Source organism: Tabrizicola soli (genome assembly GCF_015999335.1).
Lineage (GTDB): Bacteria > Pseudomonadota > Alphaproteobacteria > Rhodobacterales > Rhodobacteraceae > Tabrizicola > Tabrizicola soli.
Genome location: NZ_JAEACP010000022.1, coordinates 46,812 through 65,211, shown reverse-complemented (window position 1 = coordinate 65,211; position 18,400 = coordinate 46,812). Strand labels below are relative to the sequence as shown.

The window sequence follows — 18,400 nt, the reverse complement described above, 5'->3', positions numbered from 1 at the left end:
ACAACGCCGATTCGCCCCCATGGTCAATGCGGCCCGGCCCAAAACCCCTGCCAGCCCCCAGCCATACACATGGCAGACAGCGGGCAGACGGATCGCAGCCCAAAAATCCGCAGCCGGATCAACGGGTTACCACAGCGCACGCCGCCCCCCGTTCCCGAACCCCCGCCGCCGCATTATCTCTTCATTCATGACGACGCTCCCCCCAACCCTTTCCGACTGGTTCGCCGCCAAGGGCTGGACGCTCCACCCCCACCAGACCGAAATGCTGGCGCGGGCGCCGGACCCCGCCACCCTCCTCATCGCGCCGACCGGCGGCGGCAAGACCCTCGCCGGCTTCCTGCCCAGCCTCGCCGAACTCGGGCCGAACCCGCCCCCCGGCCTCCACACCCTCTACGTCTCGCCCCTCAAGGCCCTCACCGCCGACATCCGCCGCAACCTCGGCCGTCCCATCGAGGGCGCGGGCCTGAAGATCCGGGTCGAGGACCGCACCGGCGACACCTCCTACAGCCAGCGCCGCCGCCAGCGCGCCGACCCGCCGCATATTTTGCTGACCACCCCCGAAAGCCTGGCCCTCCTCCTCTCCTACGAGGACGCCCCCCGCATTTTCGCTGGATTACAAAGGGTTATCATCGACGAACTTCACGCCTTGGCCGAGTCGAAGCGCGGCGACCAGCTCGTCCTGCAACTCGCCCGCCTGCAAAGCCTCACCCCCGGCCTGCGCCGCGTCGGCCTCTCCGCCACCGTCGAGAACCCGCCCGCCCTCGCCCGCTTCCTCAGCCCCCGGACGACGATCCTCGAGGCCGACCCCGGCCCCGATCCCGACATTTCCATGCTGGAAACCGAGGCCCCGCCGCCCTGGTCCGGCGGCGGCGGCCGCTACGCCATCCCGGCGATCCTGAACGAGATCACCCGCCACAAGACCACCCTCATCTTCCACAACACCCGCGCCCAGGCGGAACTCTTCTTTCACGATCTCTGGCTACAGAACGCGCAGGACCTGCCCATCGGCATCCACCACGGCTCGCTTTCCCGCGAACAGCGCGAACGCGTCGAACAGGCGATGACCGCGGGCGCACTTAGGGCCGTCGTCTGTACCGGCTCGCTCGACCTCGGCATCGACTGGGGAGACGTGGACCTCGTGATCCAGGTCGGCGCGCCAAAGAACGTGAAACGCCTGGTGCAAAGGATCGGCCGTGCCAACCACCGCTACAACGCCCCGTCGAAGGCCCTCCTCGTCCCGGCGAACCGCTTCGAGGTCGTCGAGTGTCAGGCCGCCCTCGACGCCGTCCGCGACCACGACCTGGACGGCGAGCCGCGCGGCCCCGGACCGAAGGACGTGCTCTGCCAGCACATCCTCGCCACTGCCTGCGCCGGGCCGTTCGATGCCGAAAGCCTCTATGCCGAGGTCATCACCGCCGGCCCCTATACCCTTCTGACCAAACAGGAATTCGACGCCTGCCTCGATTTCGCCGCCACCGGCGGCTATGCGCTGAAAGCCTACGACCGCTGGCAGCGATTGAAGTTAACGAATGGTAAATGGCACCTGCGCGACCCCCGCGCCGCCGCCCTGATCCGCCAGAACCTCGGCACGATCATCGACATCGAGACCCTGAAGGTCCGCCTGCGCAACCAGGGCGCGCCGCTCGGCGAGGTCGAGGAAAGCTTCGCCGCCTCCCTCACCCCCGGCGACACCTTCCTGATCGGCGGCCAGGTCGTCCGCTACGAGAGCTTGCGCGAGATGACGGTCGAGGTCTCGAAAACCCCCGGCCGCGAGCCCAAGATCGCCGTCTTCTCCGGCACCAAATTCGCCACCTCCACCCTCCTCGCCGACCGGATTCTCCAGATCTTCCAACAGGAAAGCTGGCCCTCCCTCCCCGCCCACACCGCCGCCTGGCTAAGCCTCCAGCGCGAGGTCTCCCGCCTCCCCGATCCCCATTCCCTCCTCCTGGAAAGCTTCCCCCACGACGGCCGCGAGCATCTGGCGATCTACGGCTTCGCGGGCCGGAACGCCCAGCAGACGCTCGGCCTTCTCGTCACGAAACAGATGGAATCCCAGGGCCTTGCCCCCCTCGGCTTCGTCGCCACCGACTACGCCACGCTGATCTGGGGCCTCGAGCCCGTCACCGACCCGAAACCCCTCTTCGACCTCGCCACCCTGCGCGAGGGCCTCGACGCCTGGCTCGCCGGCAACGCCGTGATGAAACGCACCTTCCGCGACACCGCCATCATCGCCGGCCTGATCGAGCGCAGCCACCAGGGCCGGCGCAAGACCGGGCGGCAGGCCACCTTCTCCTCCGACATCCTCTACGACACGCTGCGCCGCTACGACCCCGATCACCTCCTGCTGCGGATCACCCGCGAGGAGGCCCTGCGCGGCCTGATCGACTTCTCCCGCATCGAACAGCTCCTCGCCCGCGCAGGCCCCCGCATCGACCTCAAACGCCTCCCCCGCGTCACCCCGCTTGCCGCACCCCTCTTCTTCGAACCCAGCCGCATCCCCGTCGAAGGCGCCGGCCGCGACCGCCTCGCCGCCGCCCAGGCCCAGGCCCTGATGGAAGCCGCCGGTCTCGCTTGAGCCTTTCATCTTTGCCCAAATATCCCCGCCGGAGGCTCGACCCTTGCCACCGCCCCGCCGCCACGGCATTCAGCACCCATGCACAAGCTCTTCTTCCACGGCCAGACGCTGCACCTGCTGCCCTCCGGCGCCCTCTACTGGCCCGCCCGCAAGACCCTGACGGTCTCCGACCTGCATCTCGGCAAGTCCGAACGCCTCGCCCGCCGCGGCGGATCGCTGCTGCCGCCCTACGAGACGCAGGCCACGCTGGAAAAGCTCGACCGCGACCTGGAAGCGACCGGGGCCGAAACCGTGATCTGCCTCGGCGACAGCTTCGACGACCTCGCCGCCGCCGACGGGATCGAGGAGGCCTCCCGCCTCTGGCTGGTCCGTCTCATGGCCGGAAAGGACTGGACCTGGATCACCGGCAACCACGACCCCGGTCCCATCGACCTTGGCGGCACCCACCGGGCCGAGCTGAAGGCCCTGCCCTTCACCTTCCGCCATATCGCCGAGCCGCAGGAAAGGGCCGAGATTTCAGGCCATTACCACCCGAAGGCCAGCCTTGCCGGCCAGTCGCGTCCCTGTTTCCTCGCCGATGCCGCCCGGCTGATCCTGCCCGCCTACGGCACCTATACCGGCGGGCTGCGCAGCAAGGACGCCAGCCTCGTCACCCTGATGGCAAAGGACGCGCTGGCCATCCTCACCGGCCCGCGCGTCCTTGCGATTCCCATGCCCCGTTGATCCCGGATCAAAAATTTTCGCGAAAATTTTTGGTCCGCCTCAAGCCGTCAGCCCTTCCGGTTCGGCCAGCCCGTTCGCCCGGCAGCAGGCGGTCAGCGTGTTGGCCAAGAGGCAGGCGATGGTCATCGGCCCCACCCCGCCCGGAACCGGCGTGATCGCCCCCGCCACCGCCGCCGCGCTGTCGTAATGGACGTCGCCGACCAGCCTGGCCTTGCCGTCGCGCTCGATCCGGTTGATGCCGACGTCGATCACCGTGGCGCCCGGCTTGACCATGTCGCCGGTGATCATTTCCGGCCGCCCCACCGCGGCCACGAGGATGTCCGCCCGCTTGCAGACCTCGGCCAGGTCCTTGGTCCGGCTGTGCGCGATCGTCACCGTGCAGCTGTCGCCCAGCAGAAGCTGCGCCATCGGCTTGCCGACGATGTTCGACCGGCCCACCACCACCGCATTCAGGCCCGCCAGCTTGCCATGATGGTCGCGCAGCATCATCAGGCAACCCAGCGGCGTGCAGGGCACCATCGACTTCTGCCCGGTCCCCAGAAGCCCGACGTTCGAAATGTGGAATCCGTCCACATCCTTGGCCGGCGCGATCCGGTTGATCACCAGTTCAGAGTTCAGATGCCCCGGCAGCGGCAACTGCACCAGAATTCCGTGCACCGCAGGGTCAGCGTTCAGCTGGTCGATCAGCGCCAGCAGCTCGGCCTCGGAGGTGTTCGCCTCCAGCCGATGTTCGAAAGATGCCATCCCGACCTCGATGGTCGAGGCATGCTTGTTCTTCACATAGACCTTCGAGGCCGGGTCCTCGCCCACCAGCACCACGGCGAGGCCGGGGGTCAGCCCGTTCTCCTCCTTCAGCCGCGCCACATGCTCTGCCACCTGCGCCCGCACATTCGCCGCGAAGGCCTTGCCGTCGATCACCTTGGCCGTCATCCCATACCCTCCGTTACACCGCCGCCGCAAAGGCGCTGCGGTAATGGTCCATCTGCATCGCCGTCGCCAGCACCGCGTTCTTCATCAGGATCGAGACCGTCACCGGCCCGACCCCGCCGGGGACCGGAGTGATCCAGCCCGCCACATCCTTGCAGCTGGCGAAATCCGCGTCGCCCACCGTCTTGCCATCGACCCGGTTGATCCCGATGTCGATCAGCGCCGCCCCCGGCTTCAGCATCTCGCCCCGCACGAGGCCGGGCTTGCCCACCGCCACGAAGACCGCATCCGCCGCGCGGGAGTGGACCGCAACCTGCCGGGTCATGTGGTGGCAGACCGTGACGGTCGCGCCCAGGCCCATCATCAGGAAGGCGATCGGCTTGCCGACGATCTCGGAATGACCGATCACACAGACGTCCAGCCCCTCCATCTTCAGGGGCAGGGTCTTCAGAATCTCCACCGCCGCGACCGCCGTGCAGGGGCCGAGCGTCAGGTCGTTGTAGACGATGTTGCCGATGGACGAAGGGTGCATCCCCTCCACGTCCTTCATCGGATGCACCGCCTTCTGCAGCGCCTTGACCGGAATATGCGCCGGAAGCGGCCGCTGGATGATGATGCCGTTGACGCGCGGGTCGGCGTTCAGGCCCGCCAACACGCCCTGCAACTGTTCCAGGCTGATGCTTTCGGGATAATTCCGCGCCTCGAAGCCGACGCCCGCCGCTTCGGCCGATTTCTGCTGGTTGCGGACGTAAAGCTCGGCCGCCGCCACGTCGCCGACCGAGATCGACACCAGTTTCGGGGCCCAGCCCAGCGCCGTCAGCCGCGCGGCCTCGGCCCTGGTTTCGTCACGCATCCGGGCCGCGATGGCCTTGCCGTCGATCAGGGTGGCAGTCATCGGGCCTTCATTCCTTCCGCAAAGAGTCCGGGCCCAGGCGGCTTTCCTCGCGCGCGATGGACCAGTCGATCAGCCGCCGCCAGAGCTTTTCCACCAGATCGGGCGGCAGGCCATGGGTTTCGGCGTGGTCGCGCACATTCTGCACCACCTCCTCGACCCGGCTTCCGATCCGTGCGGGCAGGTCGACCTCGGCCTTGATCTCGGCCGCACGGTCGATATAGCCCGCCCGTTCCGCGAACAGCCGGACGAGGCTCTCGTCCAGCCGGTCGATCTCGGCCCGGATCTCGGCCATGGTCGTGCAGTCGGCGGGCTTGCGCATCCTCGTCTCCCCTTCTGGCTGCCCCCGAGATACGGGGACAGCCGGGAAAGGGCAATGCGACCTTAGAACAGGCCTTCGACCTGGCCCGCGTCGTTCAGGCGGATCACTTCGGCCGACGGGACCTTGGGCAGGCCCGGCATGGTCATGATCTCACCGCAGATCACCACGATGAAGCCGGCACCGGCCGAGAGCCGCACTTCGCGGACCGGGATGGTGTGGCCCGTCGGCGCGCCGCGCAGGTTCGGGTCGGTCGAGAAGGAGTACTGGGTCTTGGCCATGCAGACCGGCAGATGGCCATAGCCCGCCGCCTCCCAGGCCTTCAGCTGGTCGCGAACCGACTTGTCGGCGATCACCTCGTCGGCGTGGTAGATGCGCTTGGCGATGGTCTCGACCTTCTGGAACAGGCCCATCTCGTCCGGGTAGAGCGGGGCGAAGTTCGAGGTCCCCGATTCGGCCAGCTTGACGACCGCATGGGCCAGATCCTCGACCCCGGCCGAGCCGTTGGCCCAGTGCTTGCACAGCACCGCCTCCGCGCCCTGTTCGGCGACATAGGCCTTCACCGCCGCCACTTCGGCATCGGTGTCGCTGTAGAAGTGGTTGATCGCCACGACCACCGGCACGCCGAAGGACTTCACGTTGGCGATGTGGCGGCCGAGGTTCGGGCAGCCCTTCTTGACCGCCTCGACGTTCTCGGCCCCGAGGTCGGCCTTGGCGACGCCGCCGTTCATCTTCATCGCGCGGACCGTGGCCACGATCACCGCCGCCGCTGGTTTCAGCCCGGCCTTGCGGCACTTGATGTCGAAGAACTTCTCGGCCCCGAGGTCGGCGCCGAAACCGGCTTCGGTCACGACATACTCACCCAGCTTCAGCGCGGTCTTGGTCGCGATGACCGAGTTGCAGCCATGGGCGATGTTGGCGAAGGGGCCGCCGTGCACGAAGGCCGGGTTGTTCTCCAGCGTCTGCACCAGGTTCGGCTGCATCGCGTCCTTGAGGAGCACGGTCATCGCGCCGTCGGCCTTGATGTCGCGGCAATAGATCGCCTTCTTGTCGCGGGTATAGGCCACGACGATGTCGCCCAGGCGCTTCTGCAGGTCTTCCAGGTCGTTCGAGAGGCAGAGGATCGCCATGACTTCCGAAGCCACGGTGATGTCAAAGCCGGTCTGGCGCGGGAAGCCGTTCGACACGCCGCCGAGGTTGACGACGATGTCGCGGAGCGCGCGGTCGTTCATGTCCATGACCCGGCGCCACACCACGCGGCGGGCGTCGATGTTCAACTCGTTGCCCCAGTAGATGTGGTTGTCGATCATCGCCGACAGCAGGTTGTGGGCGCTGGTAATCGCATGGAAGTCGCCGGTGAAGTGGAGGTTCATCTCCTCCATCGGCACGACCTGGGCCATGCCGCCGCCGGCCGCGCCGCCCTTCATCCCGAAGTTCGGGCCGAGGCTGGCTTCGCGGATGCAGATCACCGCCTTCTTGCCGATCCGGTTCAGCCCGTCGCCCAGGCCCACGGTGGTGGTGGTCTTGCCCTCGCCCGCCGGGGTCGGGTTGATCGCGGTCACCAGCACCAGCTTGCCATCGGGCTTGCCCGCGAGGCTCTTGATGAACTCCTGGCTCACCTTGGCCTTGTCGTGGCCATAGGGCAGCAGGTGCTCCGCCGGGATGCCCAGCTTGGAACCGATCTCCATGATCGGCTTCTTCTTCGCTTCGCGCGCAATCTCGATGTCGGTCTTGAAGGCCATATGCGTCTCCCAGGGGCTAACTTGTGCCGTTTGCGACGTGATACCGGGCCGAACCCGCTTTCCTGCGGCGGATTCCGACCTGAAATCCGCAAATTTCGCCGCAAGAGGTTTCCTATCGGAAACTCCCGCCCCCACAAGGCCAAAGCGCGCAATTCGATTAAAATTTGCCTGCTCTTTCGGGAAATGCTCCATGGGGGCGTGAAACCCTCCGGAGGGGCGCCGGAAGGGCTTTTTCAGGAAGAATGCGCCCAGGCCCTTTGCACCGGCACATGCAGCCTCAGCACGTCGCCCAGCCGCAGGATCCCCTCGCGTTCGACCCAGGCGGTGAACCCGCGCTTGCCCTCGGCCGCGCGCTTGAAGCCCTTGCCCTGGCCGGGCCGGGCCTTCTCGATCGTCACGGCGGGTTCCTGGCAGGGCAGGTTTTCCATGTCGACGACCAGCGTCACCCCGTCCGGCCCCTGCAACCGGCTGGAGGGCGGCAGATGCGTCAGGTCGGGGATCCCCTCCAGCACCAGAGAGGCGCCGACCCAGGCATAGTCCATCCGCTCCAGTCCCATGTCGCGGGCGACCTCGGCCATCTCCTCGGCGCTGACCACGCTCAGCTGGCGGGTGTTGCGGATCTCGGTGTCGCGCGGATGCTGCTTCAGCACGCGGCTGCAGGAAGGCCGCGTCAGCCCGGCATGAACCTCGCCCTCGAAGCCGGCGAAACCCAGCGGCATCACCTCCAACGGCACCGAGGTGATCACCAGCCTTTCCACCGGCACCGGCTGGAAGCCCAGCCAGGTGACGCGGGCGCTGTGGGTCGTGGGCATCAGGGGTGGCATCGGGAACGCTCCAGAATGAAGAAGACGCGGGTGAAGGGGAACAGTACGCGACCGTCCGGCAGGGACGGATAGGCGTCGGCCAGCGCGGCATCATATGCGGTGACATAGGTTTGCGCCTCGTCCGGCGACAGCGCCTGCACGAAGGGCCGCATCGCCGTGCTTTCGGTGAAGGCGCGCACCGCATGGCCCTGCGGCACCGGGTCGAGCATCTGGACATAGTCCGTCGTCCAGGCGGTGACCTCGCCCAAGGGTAGCAGCATCCGCGCGTAGTCCCCCGCCGGCAGCACGGGCGAGGGTGTGGCCGGGACGCGCCCCGGGAACAGCGCCTCCGCCACCTCTCGCAGCAGGCGGTGCGACGGGGCATCCCCCTGCCGCGGCATCTGCACCGCCAGCACGCCGCCGGGGGCCAGCATCGCCGCCAGCCGGGGCATCAGGGCGGCATGGTCGGGCAACCAGTTCAGCGCGGCGTTGGAGAAGATCAGCGCAGGGGGTGTATGGGCGGACCAGAGCCTGATGTCAGCCTGCGTCAGCCCGTCATACAGCCGGTTCCCCCGCTGCGTCAGACGCTCGCCTGCCTTCTCCAGCATCGCAGGCGAAGCATCGACGCCGATCAGATGGTGGTCCGGCTTGAACCGGGCGGCCAGCGCCGGCCCCACCGCCCCGTCGCCGCAGCCGAGGTCGATCACATCGCCGTTCGGCACCTCTCCCACCTGCGCCAGAAGGTCCAGCGCCGGGCGCAGCCGCAGGTCGCGGAACGCGCCGTAGCGGGCGGGGTCCCAGTCCTTCACAGCCATTTCTTCCACCGGAAGATCGCCCAGGGCACCAGCGCCGAAACCACCATCAGTCCCAGCGCCATCGGATAGCCCCAGGTCCATTTCAGCTCGGGCATGTGGACGAAGTTCATGCCGTAGATGCTGGCGATCAGCGTCGGCGGCAGGAAGACGAAGGCCACGACCGAGAAGATCTTGATCACGTCCGACTGCCGGATGTTGATCACCCCCAGCGTCGCATCCAGGAGGAACCGCACCTTCTCGGCCTGCGCCGCCGCCACCTCGCGCAGGCTGCGCAGGTCCTGCAATTGCGCCAGCGCAACCGGCATCTGGCGGGCATGCAGGCAGGGTCCCTCCTCGGTCTCGGGGGTCGAGGTCAGATAGGTCAGCAGGCGCAGGATCGTGGCCAGGCTTTCCGTCACCTTGCCGTTCATCGCCTCGGCCCGGCCGATCCGCTGCAGGACCGCGCCCAGGGTCTCGGCCTTGCCCGAGGGCCGGTGCGCCGCGAAGATCGCCTTCGACAGGATCTCGTGGCTGCGCGCCTCGCCCTCCAGGATGTCGGCCAGCCGGTCCACCACCGCCTCCAGCAGGCCCATCAGCGCATCCAGCCCCGTCTCCAGCGCCGTGTCGTGCCGCGCCGCCCAATCGGCGAAATAGCTCAGCGAGCGGGGGTGGTGGTAATGCACCGTCACCAGCCGGTCGGGCAGCACGGCGAAGGTCACGGGGCCGATCTCGGCCTCGCGCGCCTCGGGGCTGGCGATCACCTGCGCGGTCAGGAACAGCACGCCCCCCTCGCGGTAGATGCGGGACGAGACCTCGATCTCCTGCATGTCCTCGCGCGTGGGGATGTCCAGGCCCAGCGCCGCCTCGACCGCGTCCTCCTCGGCCTCGGTCGGGGCCTCCAGATCGACCCAGAGCGCCTCGGACAGGTGCCGCTGCGTGAGGTCCAGCGCCTCCAGCCGGGCGCCGCGCCTTGCATATGCCGTGATCATCCGCCGCCTCCCTGGCCCCGATGGCAGGTTGGGGGCAGGTTAGCGGCAGGGCCCGCAAAGCAAAAGGCCCCGCCGATGCGGGGCCTTCTCCTTGCCTAGAGTGGCGCGGGCTCGGGATCCGTCCCCGGCTTCGCGCGCCCCCGCGTCTTCGGGATCGCCGCGATCGAGGCCGACCCGCCGCCGGACGAGGGCTTGTCGGCGTTGTCGTCACCGCCCAGGGGCTCTCCGGCGATGACCTTGCGGATCTCGTCCCCGGTCAGCGTCTCGTATTCCAGCAGGCCCTTGGCCAGCCGTTCCCATTCGTCCTGCTTTTCCAGCAGGATGCGGCGGGCGGTCTCATAGCCCTCGTCGATGAACCGCTTCACTTCCTGCTCGATCAGCCGCTTGGTCTCGGCCGAAACCGAGAAGCCGCCGGTGTTGCCCTGATAGCCCTCGGCCGCCTCGGCATAGTCGATGTTGCCGACCACGTCCGACATGCCCCAGCGCAGGACCATGGCGCGGGCCAGGGCGCTGGCCTGCTGGATGTCGCCCGAGGGCCCGTTCGAGACCGAATCCGCGCCGTACTTGATGATCTCGGCCGCCTTGCCGGCCATGGTCATCGCGATCCGCTCCTCGCACTGGTCACGGTGCCAGTTCAGGCGATCCATTTCCGGCAGGCTCATCACCATGCCAAGCGCGCCGCCGCGCGGGATGATCGTGGCCTTGTAGACCGGATCGCACTTCGGCAGCGACATGCCGACGATGGCGTGGCCGGCCTCGTGATAGGCGGTCATCTCCTTCTGCTCGGGCGTCAGCACCATGGAGCGGCGTTCCGCCCCCATCATCACCTTGTCCTTGGCGTTCTCGAAATCCAGCATGGTGACAAAGCGCCGGCCCGCCCGCGCCGCCATCAGCGCGGCCTCGTTCACCAGGTTCATCAGGTCGGCGCCGGAGAAGCCGGGGCTGCCGCGCGCGATCGTCCGCAGGTCGACATCCGGCCCCAGCGGCACCTTGCGGGCATGGACCGAGAGGATCTTCTCGCGGCCCTTGATGTCGGGGTTCGGCACATGGATCTGCCGGTCGAAGCGGCCGGGACGCAAGAGCGCGGGGTCCAGCACGTCCTTGCGATTGGTGGCGGCGATGATGATCACGCCCTCGTTCGCCTCGAACCCGTCCATTTCCACCAGAAGCTGGTTCAGCGTCTGCTCGCGCTCGTCGTTGCCGCCGCCGATGCCGACGCCCCGAGCCCGCCCGACAGCGTCGATCTCGTCGATGAAGACGATGCAGGGCGCGTTCTTCTTCGCCTGCTCGAACATGTCGCGCACGCGGGAGGCACCGACGCCGACGAACATTTCCACGAAGTCCGAGCCGGAGATGGTGAAGAACGGCACCCCCGCCTCACCCGCGATGGCGCGGGCCAGCAAGGTCTTGCCGGTGCCCGGAGGGCCGACCAGCAGCGCGCCCTTGGGGATCTTGCCGCCGAGACGGCTGAACTTCTGCGGATTGCGCAGGAATTCGACGATCTCCTCGAGCTCTTCCTTGGCCTCGTCGATCCCGGCCACGTCGTCGAAGGTCACCCGGCCGTGTTTTTCGGTCAGGAGCTTGGCCCGCGACTTGCCGAAACCCATCGCGCCGCCCCGACCGCCGCCCTGCATCCGGTTCATGAAGAAGAACCAGATCCCGATCAGGATGATGAAGGGCAGCCACATCGCCAGGAGCGACATGAAGCCCGACTGCGCCTGCGGCTCGGCCTCGACGGCGACGCCCTTGGCCATCAGGTCGCGGGTCAGGTTGTCGGTGACCATGTCGCCCTGCGGCTTGATCGCGACATAGGTATTGCCGTCCTTGGCGCGCAGGATGATCCGCTCTCCGTCCAGCGTCACCCGGTCGACCTGGCCGCTGTTCGCCCGCTCGACGAATTCCGAATAGCTGAGGGTGCGCGACGACATCGTCGTCTGGTTGCCCGAAAACAGCTGAAACAGCGCCATCACAAGGATCAGCAGCACGACCCAGAAAGCGATATTGCGTGCGTTGCCCAAAAGGATCTCCCGATTGCTCCGCGCAAGCGTCAGGGGCGCGCGGTCTTGGCTCTAAGATAGACTTTTGCGGTCGGGGTTCAATCCGATAGTCCGAAAAGGTGGAAGGGGCGGGCGACGGTCGCGGTCGCTGCGCCGAATCCCGCCGCAGGGGCGGCCAGCAGCCGGTCGCCCTGCCAGAGGCCCGGCGTCACCGCCATGACCGCGCGCGGCAGGCCCGTGGCCCGCCAGTCGCACAGGCGCAGCCCCGCGTCGCCCAGCGCCCGCACCTCGCCCGCCCCGGTGACGCGCCAGCGCCCGTCCCAGAGGCCGCCCTCGATCCCGCGCAGCGCCCGCGCCTCGCGCAAAAGCCAACCCCTGCGGTGGCGGCAGCCCGCCAGCGTTGCGTCGCGCCCCTCGCGCATCGCCGCCAGGAAGCGCGCCAGATCGGCCGCGCGCGGCGGGTAGTCCGCGCCGGCGAGCCAGCCGACTGCCGCCAGCACCAGTTGCCGCCTGATCTCCTCGGGCTCGTCCCGGAATTCCGGCCCGAGCTGCAAGGCCCCCGCCGCCTCGCGCAGGTGCCGGCCGGCGGCGCGGACCTGCAGCGCCAGCGCGGCCTGCGCCCGGGCCAGGTTCCCCGCCACCGTGGCCAGCCCCGCGGCCGTGATCCCCAGGGGCTCCAGCGCCGTCAGCGCCCGCCGCGCCCTGACCCGCTGATAGCGCGCATCCTCGTTGCTCGGATCGTCGACCCAGGGGATCCCCCGCCCCCGCAGCCAGTCGCGCAGTTCCGCGCGCCCGGCCGCGAGCAGCGGCCGCAGGAAGCGCACCCCGTCCAACGCGAACCCCGGCCGCATCCCCGACAGCCCCGTCAGCCCGGCCGAGCGCGCGAGGCCCATCAGCAGCGTCTCGGCCTGGTCGTCCCGCGTATGGCCCAGGGCAACGCAGCCGATCCCCCGCCCCCGCGCCCAGTCGGCGACCAACGCCATCCGCGCCCGCCGCGCCGCGTCCATCACGTTGCCGGCAAGCGCCCCATGCTCCCAGACGCGCACCTCGTGCCGGAGGCCCAGGGCGGCGCAGGCCGCCGCCACCCCCGCGGCCTCGGCGGCGCTTTCGGCGCGCAGGCGGTGGTCCACCGTCACCGCCTCGACCCGCAGCCCGGCGGCAAGGCACAGATGCAGAAGGGCGGTGGAATCCCCACCGCCCGACAAGGCCACCCCGATCACTTCTCCCGCCGGCAAGCCGTCACGCAGCAGCCCGACCAGCCGGTCGCCGGTCACTGGCACCGAAAGCCCTGCATCGCCACCGTCGCCTGGGTCGCCGCCATGCTGCCGGGAAAGCGCAGGCCGACCTCTCCCAGGGTCACGCAGGCCTCGGGCACCTGGCCCAGCTTGCCCAGCCCCTCGCCCAGTTTCAGCAGCGCATCGGCCGCGAACGTCCCCTCGGGCGCGGCCGAGAAGGCGTCCAGATAGGCCCGCGCCGCGCCCGCGGTATCGCCGAGGCCGGTCAGCGCCTCGCCGCGCAGGTAATGCGCCTCCTGGGTCAGCGGCCCGCCAGGATAGGATTGGGTAAAGGTCGCAAGGAGGTCTGCGGCGGTGCGAAAGTCACCCGTACCGAGCACCTCCTTGGCCCGGTCGAAGTCCTGCTGCTCGCTTACCGCCAGTTCCGCCCCTCCCGTAGCGGGGGCCGTCGTCACCCCCGCCGCCACCGGATCGGCCGCAGGCGCGGGCGTCGCCGCCGCAACCTCGCCCCCCAGGGCGGGCGTCGAACCCAGCGTGGCCGGATCGCAGCCCTCGGTCGCCTCGCACAGCCGGTATTCGATGTCGCCGATCCGGTTGGTCCCGTCCGAGACCACCCGGTTCAGCTTCAGCTCGACCTCCTCGGTCCGCGCGGTCAGGCGGGCAAGGGTGGCCTCGATCGTGTCCATCCGGGTCAGCGCATCGCCCCCCGCCGCCCCGCTGGTGGCCGCGCCCGAGGAGACGAGCTCGGCCTTCAGCGCGTTGAACTCGGCCGCCAGCGCCGAAAGCTCGGCGCGGATGTCGGCCAGGGTCTGCGTGCGGTCCTGGGCATGACCCAGGACCGGCAGCAGCGTCAGGATCAGGGCAAGGCCGAGCCGCATCACTTACATGCCCACGCCGGCCGAGAGCACCGTCACCGAGCGGCGGTTCTTGGAATAGCATTCCTCGGTCGAGCAGACCTCGATCGGGCGCTCCTTGCCATAGGAGATCGTGCGCAGCCGGTTCGCCGGAACGCCCTGGCTGATCAGGAAGTTCTGCACCGCCGCCGCGCGACGCGCGCCAAGCGCAAGGTTGTATTCCCGGGTGCCCTGCTCGTCGGCATGGCCTTCGATGATCGCGGCATAGCCGGTATTGGTGTTCAGCCACTGCGCCTGTCCGGACAGGATCGTGCGCGCCTCGGGCGAGAGGGTGGACTGGTCGACCGCGAACAGCACCCGGTCGCCGACGCGCTGGTTGAAATAGGCGATCGAGGTCGGGTTGTTCGGATCGCCAAGGCCGGTGGTGTCGATCCCGCCCATGCCGCCAGCGCCTCCGGCACCGCCCGCGCCGCCGGGGCCGCCCGCACCGTAGCGGTCGGGATTGTTGCAGGCCGCAAGGCCCAGGACGGCGATCAGGAGCAGGGACTTCGCAGCAAGGCTCATCGGGGGGATCCTTCTTGTTGGCTCGATTGCGGGCACAGTATCAGCTTTGCGCCGCCAGGCAAATCCGGCGGCGCGTCACGTTTCACGGCAAAAGCGGCGACCAGGCCGGGTCCGAGGCCGGGCCGTCGGTCGGGATCTGCTTGAGGTTGCGCCCGGTGATGTCGACCGACCACAGGCTCGCCTGACCGCCGCCGCCCGAGGTCTCGCGGGTGAACATCAGCACGCGGCCGTTCGGCGCCCAGGTCGGGCCCTCGTCCAGGAAGCTGGCGGTCAGGAGCCGCTCTTCCGACCCGTCGGTGCGCATCACGCCGATGTGGAAGCGGCCCTCGTTCTGCTTGGTGAAGGCGATGTAATCGCCGCGCGGGCTCCAGACCGGGGTGCCGTAGCGCCCCGCCCCGCCCGAGATCCGCGTGCCCTCGCCGCCGCCCGCCGGCATGACATAGATCTGCGGCACGCCGGAACGGTCGCTCTCGAACACGATCTGGCTGCCATCCGGGCTGAACGAGGGCGCGGTCTCGATCGAGGGTGCGTTGGTCAGCTGCGTGAGCTGCCCCGAGCCGACCGACAGCGCATAGATGTCAGTATTGCCGCCGCGCTCCAGGCTGAAGACCACGGTGCCGCCGTCGGGGCTGAAGCGCGGCGCAAAGGTCATCGTGCCCGGCTGCTCGGCCAGGGTCTGCCGGCCGAGGCTGGCCACGTCCATCAGCGTGATCCGGGGAAAGCCGGTCTCGTAGCTGGTGTAGAGGATCCGGTCGCCCTGCGGCGAGAAGCGCGGCGCCAGCACGATCGAGGAGGAATCGGTCAGGAAGGCCACGTTGGCCCCGTCGTAATCCATCACCGCCAGCCGCTTCAGCCGCTGGTTCTTCGGCCCGCTCTCGCTGACAAAGACCACGCGGCTGTCGAAATAGCCGCCCTCGCCGGTGATCTTGGAATAGACCACGTCCGCGACCTTGTGCGCCATCCGCCGCCAGCCCTGGGTCGTGCCGGCGAACTGCAGCGCGGCGCCCTCCATCGTGGTGCCGTTGAACACGTCATAGGCGCGGAACTTCACCGTGATCCGGTCGCCGCTGACCGTGACCGCGCCGGTGACCAGCACCTGGGCATTGATCGCCTTCCAGTCCTCGAAGGCCACCGGGGCGTCGAAGCCCGTCACCCGGCTGATATAGGCCTCTTCGCCGATGTTGCGGAAGAAGCCGGTCCCCTCCAGGTCCGAGATCACCACCCGGCCGATCTCGCGCGCATAGTCGCCCGCGCCGCCCTCGTCGATGAAGGTCGGCACCGCGATCGGCATCGGCTCGATCACGCCGGGGCCGATCACGATGCGGGGCGGCGCGTTCTGCGCCAGCACCGCCGAGGCCCCGGCCAGGCCGAGCGTTAGCGCCAGAAGTGCGGCGATTGCTTGTCTCATGGGTCTGATCATCGGCCTCATGCTCCGTTCGTTGCTGTCCTTGCCCGCCTGCCCTGCGGGAGAAAGGGGAATTCGCGGCTTTGGTTCCCGGTCATCTTGCCCGCATCCCATTGGCATCGAAGACCAGGTCAAGCACGCGCCAGGTGTCGTATTTGTCCGGCGGCAGCGGAAGTCCGCCGTCGGCATGGGCCCGGTTCACCGCCCGGCGCGCCGTCTCATACAGCTTGTCGACCCCGGTCTGGCTCGGCCCGCTGGATTCGAGCAGTTCGAAATTCGTCGGTTTGCCGTCCGGCGCGAAACTCACCCGCAGCACGATCGTCGAGCTCAGCGCCTCGGTCGAGGCCGCGCCGAGGTTCCACTTCCGCGAGATGGCGCTGGAGATGTTGCCCATCTCTCCGCCCGTCAGCGGCGGGCCCTGCGGCAGGTCCTGCCCGCCCGAGGCGGCAGGCTCCTCCACCGGCTCGGCCGCCGCCTCGCCCAGCAGCGCGTCGATCGCATCCTCGGTCGCGGCATCGTCCACCGGCTGGGCCTCCGGCTCGGCCGGGGTCTCCCGCGCCGGCTCGGCGGCGGCGACCTCCTGCTCGGGTTCAGGCTCCGGCTCGGGCTGCGGCGTCGGGCGCGCGGGCTTGGCCCTCGGCCGCAGCGAGGTGGTCATCCCGGTCTCCGCCTGCTGGTCCTCGTTCGCCTCGGTCCGGGTGATGTCGCCGGTATCCTCGGGGACGGTCGCCTCGGTCTGCTCCTGCTGGATGATCTCCTCCGCCGCCGGCTCCTCGCTCACCGCGGGCTCGGGCGTGTCCGAGGTCTCGGCCTCGGTCTCCGGCTGCACCGGATCGGGGGCGACGATCGCCTCGGCTTCCGCCTCGGGCTGGATCTCGGTCGATTCCGACGGCAGAAGCTGCTCGGTCTCCGCCTGCACCGCGTCGCTCGGCGCGGGCGCGGGCTCGGGTTCCGGCTCGGGCACGGGCGCAGGTTCGGGCTGGGGCTCAGGTTCCGGCTCGGGCGCGGGCTCGGGCGCGGGCTCGGGCTCGGGCACCACCGCCTCCTCCGGCCGGGATTGCGGGCGGACCGGCGCGGGCTCCTCGGCGGGCGTCTCGGTCGCCGCAGCCTGCATCGCGTCGAACTCGGCGCTGGTCACGAAATCGACCGAGGTCAGCACGATCTCCTGCGGCGGCTCGGGCGCGAACAGCCAGTCGCCGAGCAGCACCCAGAGGATCACCCCCGCGTGCCCGATCGCCGAGACCACCGTCCCCGTCTGGAACCGCCGCTCCATCCGCCTCAGCCGCCCGACCCGCCGTCAGCCGCCCCGAAGGCAGGCCCCTCGGCATCGGTGACCAGGCCGATCTCGTTGAACCCGCCCGCGTTCAGCGCCCCCATCACCTGGGCCACCCGCTCATAGGGCACCGCGCCATCGGCGCGCAGGAACACCTTCTTCGAGGTCCGCTCGGCCGCGATCGCCTTCAGCTTCGGGATCATCTCGCCATCCGCCACCTCGGTGGTCTGGATCGTGATCCCGCCGGTGGCGGTGACCGTCACCGTCAGCGGCTCCTCCTGCTCGGTCGGCAGCGCCGCGGCCGCCGTCTTCGGCAGTTCCACCGGCACGCCCACCGTCAGCATCGGCGCCGCCACCATGAAGATGATCAGCAGCACCAGCATCACGTCGACCATCGGCGTGATGTTGATCTCGTGCATCGAGGCGGAACGCCCCCCGCGCCGGCGACGCCGCCCGCCGCCCGCCGATCCCGAAACCCCCATGCCCATGGCTTACGAATCCAGCTGGCGCGACAGGATCGTCGCGAATTCGTCGGCGAAGGCCTCATAGCCGCCGAGCACGCGGTCGATGTCGGCCGACAGCTTGTTGTAGAAGACCGCCGCCGGGATCGCCGCGACCAGGCCCACGCCGGTCGCCAGGAGCGCCTCGGCGATGCCGGGGGCCACGACGGCCAGGCTGGTGTTCTGGCTGATCGCGATCTGCTCGAAACTGTGCTTGATCCCCCAGACCGTGCCGAAGAGTCCGATGAAGGTCGCGGTCGAGCCGGTGGTGGCCAGGAAGCTCAGCCCCCGGTTCATGAACTCGCTCTCGCGCGCGATGGCCACGTTCATCGCCCGGTCGATCCGGCTTTGCGCCCCGGCGATCAGCCCGCCGTCCTGCTTGTGGCTGCGCCGCCATTCCAGCATCCCGGCCGAGAAAATCTTTTCCGACTGGCCCTGCGGCTCGGATCCGATCTTCTCGAAAAGCTCGTCCAGCGGCTCGCCCGACCAGAAGGCCCGGTCGAAGATCGAGGCCTCGCCCTGCGCCTTCCGCAGCATGATGTGCTTCTGGATGATGATTGCCCAGGACCAGAACGACATGATCATCAGCATGATCATGACGATCTTCACCGTGAAGGTCGCTCGCAAGAAAAGGGCGACCATGGAGAAATCAATCTCCTGCGCCATCGCAAGGGTGTCCGTGTCCATACGCCTGCTCTTGTGTGTCGGGCCGTTGATCGGCTCCGTTATCGCTGATTCTATCAAGATTGCAGGGGGAATGCCAACACAACTCTGTCAGCGGCAGGCATCCGCCATCCGCCCCCTCCTC

The 18,400-nt window shown here is 68.8% G+C and carries 17 protein-coding genes; 2 read left to right on the top strand and 15 right to left on the bottom strand.

From position 1 onward, the window contains the following. The first annotated feature begins 187 nt into the window (after positions 1-187). Positions 188-2,575 carry a ligase-associated DNA damage response DEXH box helicase gene (locus tag I7S92_RS18860; RefSeq protein ID WP_197647070.1) on the top strand — a complete coding sequence of 796 codons (2,388 nt, stop codon included), beginning with the start codon at positions 188-190 and terminating at the stop codon, positions 2,573-2,575. 78 nt (positions 2,576-2,653) lie between these two features. After that, the gene (gene pdeM / locus I7S92_RS18855; RefSeq protein WP_197647069.1) at positions 2,654-3,298 is read left to right on the top strand and encodes a ligase-associated DNA damage response endonuclease PdeM; all 645 of its coding nucleotides are present in this window, start codon (positions 2,654-2,656) and stop codon (positions 3,296-3,298) included. A 39-nt stretch (positions 3,299-3,337) separates the two neighbouring features. Here pdeM and folD read toward each other — a convergent pair whose 3' ends face one another. The 15 genes from folD to tolQ form a co-directional block, all read right to left on the bottom strand. Then, a complete protein-coding gene (gene folD, locus I7S92_RS18850; RefSeq protein ID WP_197647068.1) occupies positions 3,338-4,228 on the bottom strand; it encodes a bifunctional methylenetetrahydrofolate dehydrogenase/methenyltetrahydrofolate cyclohydrolase FolD in 891 nt (296 codons plus the stop codon). Positions 4,229-4,241: 13 nt separating this feature from the next. Then, complete coding sequence (locus I7S92_RS18845) at positions 4,242-5,120, bottom strand: bifunctional 5,10-methylenetetrahydrofolate dehydrogenase/5,10-methenyltetrahydrofolate cyclohydrolase (RefSeq protein ID WP_197647067.1); 879 nt, start codon at positions 5,118-5,120, stop codon at positions 4,242-4,244. Positions 5,121-5,127: 7 nt separating this feature from the next. Next, positions 5,128-5,439 carry a chorismate mutase gene (locus I7S92_RS18840; RefSeq protein WP_197647066.1) on the bottom strand — a complete coding sequence of 104 codons (312 nt, stop codon included), beginning with the start codon at positions 5,437-5,439 and terminating at the stop codon, positions 5,128-5,130. Between the two features lie 62 nt (positions 5,440-5,501). Beyond that, positions 5,502-7,178 (bottom strand): formate--tetrahydrofolate ligase, encoded by a 1,677-nt coding sequence (locus I7S92_RS18835; protein ID WP_197647065.1) that lies wholly within the window; start codon positions 7,176-7,178, stop codon positions 5,502-5,504. Positions 7,179-7,411: 233 nt separating this feature from the next. Further along, positions 7,412-8,002 carry an MOSC domain-containing protein gene (locus I7S92_RS18830; protein ID WP_197647064.1) on the bottom strand — a complete coding sequence of 197 codons (591 nt, stop codon included), beginning with the start codon at positions 8,000-8,002 and terminating at the stop codon, positions 7,412-7,414. Further along, positions 7,990-8,796: a methyltransferase domain-containing protein gene (locus I7S92_RS18825; RefSeq protein WP_197647063.1), complete on the bottom strand. Its 807-nt coding sequence runs from the start codon at positions 8,794-8,796 to the stop codon at positions 7,990-7,992. The genes I7S92_RS18830 and I7S92_RS18825 overlap by 13 nt, the downstream gene beginning before the upstream one ends. Continuing rightward, positions 8,787-9,764, bottom strand: coding sequence for a magnesium transporter CorA family protein (locus I7S92_RS18820; RefSeq protein WP_197647062.1), 978 nt, complete (start codon positions 9,762-9,764; stop codon positions 8,787-8,789). The genes I7S92_RS18825 and I7S92_RS18820 overlap by 10 nt, the downstream gene beginning before the upstream one ends. Positions 9,765-9,859: 95 nt before the next feature. Next, the gene (ftsH, locus tag I7S92_RS18815; RefSeq protein ID WP_197647061.1) at positions 9,860-11,782 is read right to left on the bottom strand and encodes an ATP-dependent zinc metalloprotease FtsH; all 1,923 of its coding nucleotides are present in this window, start codon (positions 11,780-11,782) and stop codon (positions 9,860-9,862) included. Positions 11,783-11,859: 77 nt separating this feature from the next. Continuing rightward, positions 11,860-13,041, bottom strand: coding sequence for a tRNA lysidine(34) synthetase TilS (tilS, locus tag I7S92_RS18810; RefSeq protein WP_197647060.1), 1,182 nt, complete (start codon positions 13,039-13,041; stop codon positions 11,860-11,862). Then, positions 13,032-13,877: a tol-pal system protein YbgF gene (gene ybgF, locus I7S92_RS18805; RefSeq protein WP_386002093.1), complete on the bottom strand. Its 846-nt coding sequence runs from the start codon at positions 13,875-13,877 to the stop codon at positions 13,032-13,034. Before ybgF ends, tilS begins: the two co-directional genes overlap by 10 nt. Continuing rightward, a complete protein-coding gene (gene pal / locus I7S92_RS18800; RefSeq protein WP_197647059.1) occupies positions 13,878-14,414 on the bottom strand; it encodes a peptidoglycan-associated lipoprotein Pal in 537 nt (178 codons plus the stop codon). A gap of 82 nt (positions 14,415-14,496) precedes the next feature. Then, complete coding sequence (gene tolB / locus I7S92_RS18795; protein ID WP_197647058.1) at positions 14,497-15,822, bottom strand: Tol-Pal system beta propeller repeat protein TolB; 1,326 nt, start codon at positions 15,820-15,822, stop codon at positions 14,497-14,499. Positions 15,823-15,913: 91 nt separating this feature from the next. Then, positions 15,914-17,092 (bottom strand): energy transducer TonB, encoded by a 1,179-nt coding sequence (locus I7S92_RS18790; RefSeq protein ID WP_197647057.1) that lies wholly within the window; start codon positions 17,090-17,092, stop codon positions 15,914-15,916. Positions 17,093-17,097: 5 nt separating this feature from the next. Beyond that, a complete protein-coding gene (gene tolR / locus I7S92_RS18785) occupies positions 17,098-17,580 on the bottom strand; it encodes a protein TolR (RefSeq protein ID WP_197647056.1) in 483 nt (160 codons plus the stop codon). A 3-nt stretch (positions 17,581-17,583) separates the two neighbouring features. Further along, on the bottom strand, positions 17,584-18,279 hold the full coding sequence (tolQ, locus tag I7S92_RS18780) for a protein TolQ (protein ID WP_197647055.1): 696 nt from the start codon (positions 18,277-18,279) through the stop codon (positions 17,584-17,586). Between the last annotated feature and the right edge of the window lie 121 nt (positions 18,280-18,400).